This is a genomic window from Mesorhizobium sp. M7A.F.Ca.CA.001.08.2.1 (genome assembly GCF_003998455.1).
Taxonomy (GTDB): domain Bacteria; phylum Pseudomonadota; class Alphaproteobacteria; order Rhizobiales; family Rhizobiaceae; genus Mesorhizobium; species Mesorhizobium ciceri.
On sequence record NZ_RZPW01000249.1, the window covers coordinates 1 to 8034 of the forward strand.

The 8034-nt window shown below is 63.3% G+C and carries 3 protein-coding genes and 1 pseudogene; 2 read left to right on the forward strand and 2 right to left on the reverse strand.

Going from position 1 to position 8034, the window contains the following annotated elements; translation table 11 throughout:
* Positions 1 to 28 precede the first annotated feature (28 nt).
* Both EN914_RS16435 and pepN read right to left on the reverse strand, forming a co-directional pair.
* Entirely contained in the window at positions 29 to 2350 is a 2322-nt protein-coding gene (locus EN914_RS16435) for a PAS domain-containing sensor histidine kinase (RefSeq protein ID WP_024505281.1), read from the reverse strand.
* Positions 2351 to 2609: 259 nt separating this feature from the next.
* Positions 2610 to 5255 carry an aminopeptidase N gene (gene pepN, locus EN914_RS16440; RefSeq protein WP_127389160.1) on the reverse strand — a complete coding sequence of 882 codons (2646 nt, stop codon included), beginning with the start codon at positions 5253 to 5255 and terminating at the stop codon, positions 2610 to 2612.
* 156 nt (positions 5256 to 5411) lie between these two features.
* Between pepN and EN914_RS16445 the strand changes: the two genes are divergently transcribed.
* Positions 5412 to 7718: a xanthine dehydrogenase family protein molybdopterin-binding subunit gene (locus EN914_RS16445; RefSeq protein WP_024505279.1), complete on the forward strand. Its 2307-nt coding sequence runs from the start codon at positions 5412 to 5414 to the stop codon at positions 7716 to 7718.
* Positions 7715 to 8034: pseudogene (locus EN914_RS16450) on the forward strand (EamA/RhaT family transporter); the annotation flags it as partial. The gene EN914_RS16445 and the pseudogene EN914_RS16450, both read left to right, overlap by 4 nt.

An 8034-nucleotide genomic window follows, 5' to 3' on the forward strand; every position in this document is an offset into this window, starting at 1 on the left:
GATCAGGCCTGGGATGGTGATAAAAACTTCACGCTGCAACCTTGACGGCCAGCACGCTCTTCTTCACCGGAATGCGCACCGACACGATCGTGCCGACACCTTCGCTCGACCGGATCTTCAGCGCGCCGCCCTGAAGCTCGGCCAGCGAACGTGAGATGGCAAGGCCAAGGCCGGACCCGGCATGGCTCTTGGAGAACTGGTTCTGCACCTGTTCGAACGGCCGTCCGAGCTTTCCGAGCGCCTCCTTGGGGATGCCGCAGCCATTGTCCTCGATCGTCAGCACCAGCGCGCCGGATGTGTTGCGGGCCCTGACCGATATGTGGCCGCCCTGGCCGGTGAACTTCACCGCATTGGACAAAAGGTTGATGACGATCTGCTTGATCGCACGGCGATCGGCGACCAGCGTCAGCGCATCGGCAATGCGCGTTTCCACGGAGATGGCCTTTTGCGCCGCCTGCAGCGAAACGACGCGTACGGTTTCGCTGATCAGCGGGCCGAGGTCGATCTCTTCCCGGTCCAGAGAGAACTGGCCGGCCTCGATCTTGGACATGTCGAGAATATCGTTGATGACGCCCAGCAGGTACTTGCCGCTGCTGTTGATGTCGGTGGCATATTCCTCGTAGCGCTCCGATCCGAGCGGGCCGAACAGCCCTTGTTCCATCAGTTCGGAGAAGCCGATGATGGCGTTCAGCGGCGTGCGCAACTCATGCGACATGTTGGCCAGGAATTCGGATTTGGCCCGGTTCGCCGCTTCGGCCCGTTCGGTTTCCTTCATGTATTTGCGGTTGAGGTCGACCAGTTCGCGCGAACGCTCCTCTTCGGCCCGCCGCGCGAGGCTGAGATCATGGATCGTTGCCATCAGCCGTCGCTCACTGTCGACCAGCTTCTCCTGGTGCAGCTTGATCTGGGTGATGTCGGAACCGACCGAGACGATGCCGCCGTCCCGGGTCTTCAGTTCGTTGACCTGCAGCCAGCGGCCATCGGCCAACTGCCGCTCGAAAGTGGCGCCGCCCTGCAGGCCGCTGGTGTGGGCAAGCCGCCTTTCGGAAGCAAAGGCCAGCATGCGTTCTTCCAGCGCCGCGCGCGCGGTGCCCGGCATCACGTCGCGGTCCGAAAGCCCGTTGTCCTGCTGGTATTTGGAATTGCACATGATCAGGTGCTGCGTCGAATCCCACAGCACGAAGGATTCGTTGATGTTCTCGATCGCCGTTCTGAGGCGAAGGTCGGCAGCCTCGGAACGCAGCGCCAGATGACGCTGTTCGGTGACGTCGACGGCGATGCCGATCAGCTGGATCTCCGGCGCTTCCGGATCGATGACCTGTGCCCGTGCGCGCATCCAGACCCATTGGCCATCGGCATGGCGCATGCGGAACACCTGATCGATGTGATCGATCTCGCGTGCGACGATTCTGTTGGCGAGCTCGAACAGGTCGCCGTCCTCGGGATGGATGATCTGATCGACCTCGCCGAAGGACAGCATCGTTTCGCAAGGCTTGTAGCCGAGCATGTCGTACATCGAGCGCGACCAGTACATCTTGCCGCGCACCATGTCCCAGTCCCACAGGCCGCAGCGGCCGCGAACCAGCGCCATGTCGATGCGCTGATGCGCTTCGAGGTAGATGCGGTCGGCCGCCTGCGCACGTGCCGCCTGGCCGAAATAGGCATAGAGGATGACGATCAGCACACCGGCCGTCAGCACGAACAGGGTGACGTTCAGCGAAACGGTCTTGCGCCAGGCATCGAAAACCGCGTCCTGTGGCACCAGGGCCGCCGATGCACCCTTTCCGCCATTCGCGAGGCTGACCGCGGCGTACCAATCCCGTCCGTCGATGTTGACGTCCATGACGCCGGCACGATCGCCGAACATGAACAAGGGCTGGCCGCCCTCGACGAGGCCGTCCAGAGAATGGCCCTGCCATGGCATCGAGCGTGGCGTCACCGCGACGATCTTGAAAGCGCTGTCGGTGATGACAAGCACATGGCTGCGGCCCATCGCGCCCTGACGGCTGGTGGTCTCCAGCAGATCCTGTATGGCGCCGGGCACCGTTTCCGAGGTGGTGGCGAGCGAACTGGCCAGCTGGCCCGCCGCCAGCGTCAGGATCGCCTTGGCATTGCGCTCGACATCGTCGCGCTCGTTCATCAGCGACAGCACGCGCAACGCCGCGATGACGATCAGGAAGGTGATGATGAGGACGGGTATTGATCGGCGCAGCAGCGGCTCGGCGGCCAGAAGCCGCCGGTAGGCCGGTTCGGCGATGAGTCGCGTATTCCCGGCAAGACCGTCGCCGCGCGTCTCACGATGCGCAAAAACCGTCCCTCCGGGCGCGCCCCACGCGTCCGCCTTCGCCATAAATGGCACTCCCCGAATTTGCCTATGCTGCTTGGTGATCCGGCAAACGCCGCACTTCCGAATCGTCAGTAAAGAATCAAAGGTGATTCGCCTTGTCCAGTGGTCCGGCGAAAAAAGATTAAAAATCGACTAAAATAATGGGCTTTCGCTGGCGCAGCGCCTAACGGAAGCCGCTGCTGGCAGGTCCTGGTTGAAATTCACCAGCTTGGCGGCGTGCACGGATCTCCCTTCTGCCACAAGGGGAGAAGGAAGAGAGCGGCTAAGCCAGCGTGCGCTCGACAATATCCCGCAGATCCGCCGACAGGTTTTCGGCGCCGGCGATCGAGAGCAGCGCTTCCCTGGCCTTCGCCTGCCGCAAGGGTTCGAGCGAACGCCAGGATCTGAGCGCCGTCGCCAGCCTTGCCGCCACTTGCGGGTTGCGCTTTTCAACCTCGAGGACGGTTTGAGCAAAGAACCAGTAGCCTTCGCCGTCGGCCCGGTGGAAGCCGGTCTGATTGGCGCTGGAGAAGGTGCCGATCAGCGAGCGCACCCGGTTCGGATTGCCCATCGAGAAGGCCGGGTGGTTGGTCAAGGCCTTCACGGTGTCGACGGTTTGCGGCCCCGGTACGCTGGCCTGGATCTGGAACCATTTGTCCATGATCAGCGGGTCGGACCCGTAGGTCGTCTCGAAAGCCGCCAGCGCCTCGACCGCCTCGGGCGAACCGTGGTGACGATGCGCGAGCACGGCAAGTGCTGCCGCGCGGTCGGTCATGTTGGTCGCGGACTGGAAATGCCCGGCAGCGAGTTCCGCTCCGCCCGGCTGCAGCGACAGATAATCCAGCAGGGTGTTGCGCAAGGCGCGTCGTCCGGCGCTTGCCGCGTCGGGGCTGAACGCTTCTCTGTCGGCAAGGCTGAGGTAGAGGCCCGAAAAAACGTCCCGGTTCGCAGTGCCGATCGCCAGCGCCAGTGCCTCGCGAGCCGCATAGATGGCATCGGGGTCGATGTTCCTGCCGATGTCCCGGGCAATGTCGGCTTCGCCGGGCAGGGCCAGCGCCAATGCCCGATAGGCCGGCTCCAGCGTCTCGTCGCCGGCAATGCTGCCGGCGAGTTCGATCAGCCGCGGCGCAAAGGCCGGCTGCTTGCCGCCGAGGATCTCGCGGAACGCTGATATCAGCGCATCGGTCAGCAATGTGTTGAAAACCTGCCAGCGCGAGAAGGCGTCGCCGTCATGGCGGGCAAGGAAGAACTGGTCGTCGGCTTTCTGCTCGACGGACAACGTCACCGGCGCCGAAAAGCCGCGGTTGAGCGACACGGCCGGGCGCTCGGTGACGCCTGAAAACCGCACCATGTGGCGACGCTTGCGGATATGGATGACGCCGTCCTCGACGCTGGCGCCCTCGACGCTACTATACGGCACAGGCTTGCCGCCGGCGCCGATCAGCCCGAAAGCGAGCGGGATGTGCATCAGCCGCTTGCGGCTTTCGGAGGGTGTCGGCGGCACCGACTGCTCGATTTCGAGCGTAAACTCCTGCGCGGCCGGATTGTGCGTCGAACTGATCGTCAGGTTCGGCGTTCCCGCCTGATGATACCAGAGCGCGAACTGCGACAGGTCGCGGCCGGACGCATCCTCGAACACCTTGATGAAATCCTCGATCGTCGCCGCGTCACCGTCGTGCCGCTCGAAATAGAGGTCCATGCCGGCGCGAAACACGTCGGCACCGAGAATTGTGCGGATCATGCGCACCACTTCGGAGCCCTTCTCGTAGACCGTCGCGGTGTAGAAATTGTTGATCTCGCGGTAGCGGCGCGGCCGCACCGGATGCGCCAGTGGGCCCTGGTCCTCTGGAAACTGGTGAGCGCGCAAGGTGCGCACCTCGGCAATACGCTTGACCGCGCGCGAGCGCTGGTCGGCGGAGAATTCGTGGTCGCGGAAAACCGTCAGGCCTTCCTTCAGGCAGAGCTGGAACCAGTCGCGGCAAGTGATTCTGTTGCCTGTCCAATTGTGGAAATACTCATGCGCTATGATCGCCTCGATATTGGCGAAATCGGCGTCCGTCGCGGTCTCCCGGTCGGCCAGCACATATTTGTCGTTGAAGATGTTGAGGCCCTTGTTCTCCATCGCGCCCATGTTGAAGTCCGACACGGCGACGATGTTGAAGACGTCGAGATCGTATTCGCGGCCGAACGCCTCCTCGTCCCATTTCATCGACCGCTTCAGGGCGTCCATCGCATAGCCGGCCAGCGTCTCCTTGCCGGGCTCGACATAGATGCCGAGCTCGACCGTGCGGCCGGACAGGGTGACGAAACTGTCCGCGAGCCGGCCGAGATTGCCGGCCACCAATGCGAACAGATAGGACGGCTTGGGGAAAGGGTCGTGCCACACGGCATAATGCCAGCCGTCGCCGAGGTCGCCCTTTTCGAGCGGGTTGCCGTTGGACAGGAGCAGCGGCGCCTCGTCGCGCATTGCCTCCATGCGCACCGTGTAGACGGACAGGATATCGGGACGGTCGAGGAAATAGGTGATGCGGCGAAAGCCCTCGGCTTCGCATTGCGTGCAGTAGACGTGGCTCGAGCGGTAGAGGCCCATCAGGGCTTCGTTGCCCGCCGGCGCCACCTCGGTCTCGATGAGCAACTGGAAGCGCCGCGCCACCGGTGGCTCGAGGATGGTCAACTGGTCGGGCGTCGCCAGCAGATCCGCCGGTTTTACCTTCTTGCCGTCGATCTCGATGCGCTTGAGCGTCAGCCCGTCGCCGTCGAGCACCAACGGTGCCGACACGGAGACGCCGTCACGGCGCTCTATCGTGAGCACGGCGGTGACACGCGTTGCGTCTGGCGAAAGGCGGAAGGTGAGGTCGGTTTGCGGAATGAGGTAGTCGTTGGGGCGATAGTCTTCGAGCTTGAAGACCTGGCCGGTGTCCGTGCGCATTCCGTGGGTTTTCCTGTCGATTGCCTTGGCGGCGGATTGTGTCCGCTGGTCCAAGAAATTTGAAGTCCGCGCTCTTTACACGAAACGGCCCCTCGACAAAACTGAGGCAATGCCTATTTCAGGCGTTCGTTCTCCTGTCATCATCACGAGGCATCCATGACCGTCGTCACACCGAAATTCGGCATGGGCGCATCCGTGCTGCGGCGCGAGGATGCCGCCTTCATCCAGGGCCAGGGCCTTTATACCGACGACATCCAGCCGGCTGGCGTCCTGCATGGCTATGTCCTGCGTTCGCCGGTCGCCAAGGCCAGCTTCACCATCGGTTCGACCGAGGCGGCGAAGGCCGCACCTGGCGTCCATCTGGTACTGACCGGCAAGGACCTTGCCCATCTCGGCGATCTGAAATCCGGCGTCATGCAGGAACAGCCGGACGGCACCAAGGCGCCGACGCGCGACATCCCGATCCTGTGCCGCGACCGCGTCAACTATGTCGGCGATGCCGTTGCCTTCGTCGTCGCCGACAGCCGTGCCTTGGCGCAGGATGCCGCTGAATTGATCGATGTCGACTATGACGGCGAAGACGCGGCTTCCGGGACCGCAAATGCACTTGCCGAAGGCACGCCGCTGGTCTGGCCGGAGCTCGGTTCCAACCGCGCCTTCAGCTACCACATGGGCGACAGGAAAAAGACCGAAGCGGCTTTCGCCAAGGCCGCACACGTCACCCGCATCGAGTTCGTCAACAACCGGCTGGTCTGCAACTACATGGAGCCGCGCTCCGCGATCGGCGAATGGAACGTCGAGGAGAAGCGCTTCGTGCTGACCACCGGGTCGCAAGGCGTGCACTCCATGCAGTATATCCTGGCCAGCGTGTTCAAGATCAAGAAGGGCCAGTTGCGCGTCATCACGCCAGATGTCGGCGGTGGTTTCGGGCCGAAGAGCTTCGTCTACCGCGAATATCCGCTGGTGCTGGAAGCGGCGAAGCGGCTTGGCCGCCCGGTGAAATGGGCCGGCGACCGCACGGAACACTTTCTGACCGACGCGCAAGGCCGCGACAATTTCGTCACGGCCGAGATGGCACTGGACAAGGACGGCCGCTTTCTCGGCATGAAGGTGGACCTGCTCGCCAACATCGGCGCCTATATCTCGCAATATGGTCCGTTCATCCCCTATATCGGCGTCACCATGTCGACCGGTGTCTACGATATCCAGGCGCTCGACGTCTCGGTGACCGGCCTCTACACCAACACCTGCCCGGTCGATGCCTATCGCGGTGCCGGCCGGCCGGAAGCAGCCTTCCTGCTGGAAAAACTGGTCGATGCCTGCGCCCACGATCTCGGCCTGCCCGTCGAGGAGATCCGCCGCCGCAATTTCATCCGGCCGGAGCAATTTCCCTACCGGACGCAAACCGGCCGCCTCTACGACACCGGTGAATTCGAAGGCCATATGGAGCGGGCCATTGAGCAATCCGAATGGAAAGCGTTTCCGGAGCGGCTGGCGCAGTCGAAGGCCGGCGGAAAAATCCGCGGTCTCGGCATGGCGACCTATATCGAGGCCTGTGCCTTTCCGGGCTCGGAGCCGGCCTTCGTCGAACTCAATGGCGACGGCACGGTGACGCTGAAGATCGGCACCCAGACCAACGGGCAGGGGCATGCCACCGCCTATGCGCAGTTCCTGTCGGAAAAGCTCAATCTCGACATCGACAAGATCCATGTCCGCCAGGGCGATACCGACGAATTGAAGGCCGGCGGCGGCACCGGCGGCTCGCGCTCCATTCCGCTGGGGGGTGTGTCGGCTTCCCGCGCGGGCGAGGATCTGGCCAACAAGATCAAGCGCATCGCCGCCGACGAGCTGGAGGCTTCTGCCGGCGACATCGAGCTGTCCGATGGTGTTGCCCGCATCGTCGGCACCGACCGCACGATCGATTTTTCCAGCATCGCCAAGGCCGCCAAGACGCCTGACGATCTCAAGGGCTTTGGCGAGTTCGTGCAGGACGAATGCACCTATCCCAACGGCACTCATATCTGCGAGGTCGAGATCGATCCCGACACCGGCGCGACCGAGATTGTCCGCTACACCATCGTCGACGATTTCGGCGTTACCGTGAACCCGATCCTGCTCGCCGGCCAGGTGCATGGCGGCGTCGTGCAAGGCATCGGCCAGGCACTGACCGAGGACACTATCTATGGCGAGGACGGACAGCTTTTGACGGCGAGCTTCATGGATTACGCCATGCCGCGCGCCGACAATTTCCCGTTCTTCCATTTCGAGACCCGCAACGTGCCGTCGACGACCAATGCACTCGGCATCAAGGGCGCGGGCGAGGCCGGCACCATCGGCTCGACCCCGGCGGCACTCAATGCGGTGACCGACGCGCTCTGGCGCGCTTATGGCGTCAAGCACATCGACATGCCGGCAACGCCGGCGCGTATCTGGGCGACGATCCGAGAAGCGTCGGGAGCGTGACAGCGGGCCCCGGCAGCCCCTCGGCCACAGCCAGCGATGATGCCGGCGGGCACGACACGCTTACCGGTATCATGCTCAAGATCGTGTCGGTGGCGGTCTTCGTCGGCATGCAGACCTGCATCAAAGCCGCAGGCACCGTTCCGGCCGGCCAGATTGTCTTCTTCCGCTCTTTCTTCGCCATCTTCCCGATCATCGCCTTCCTGGCCTTCAGGAAAGAACTCGGCACTGCCTTCACCACCAAGCGTCCGTTCAACCACATCGCCCGCGGCCTGGTCGGCGTCTGCGCCATGGGGCTCGGCTTTTTCGCGTCTGTCTC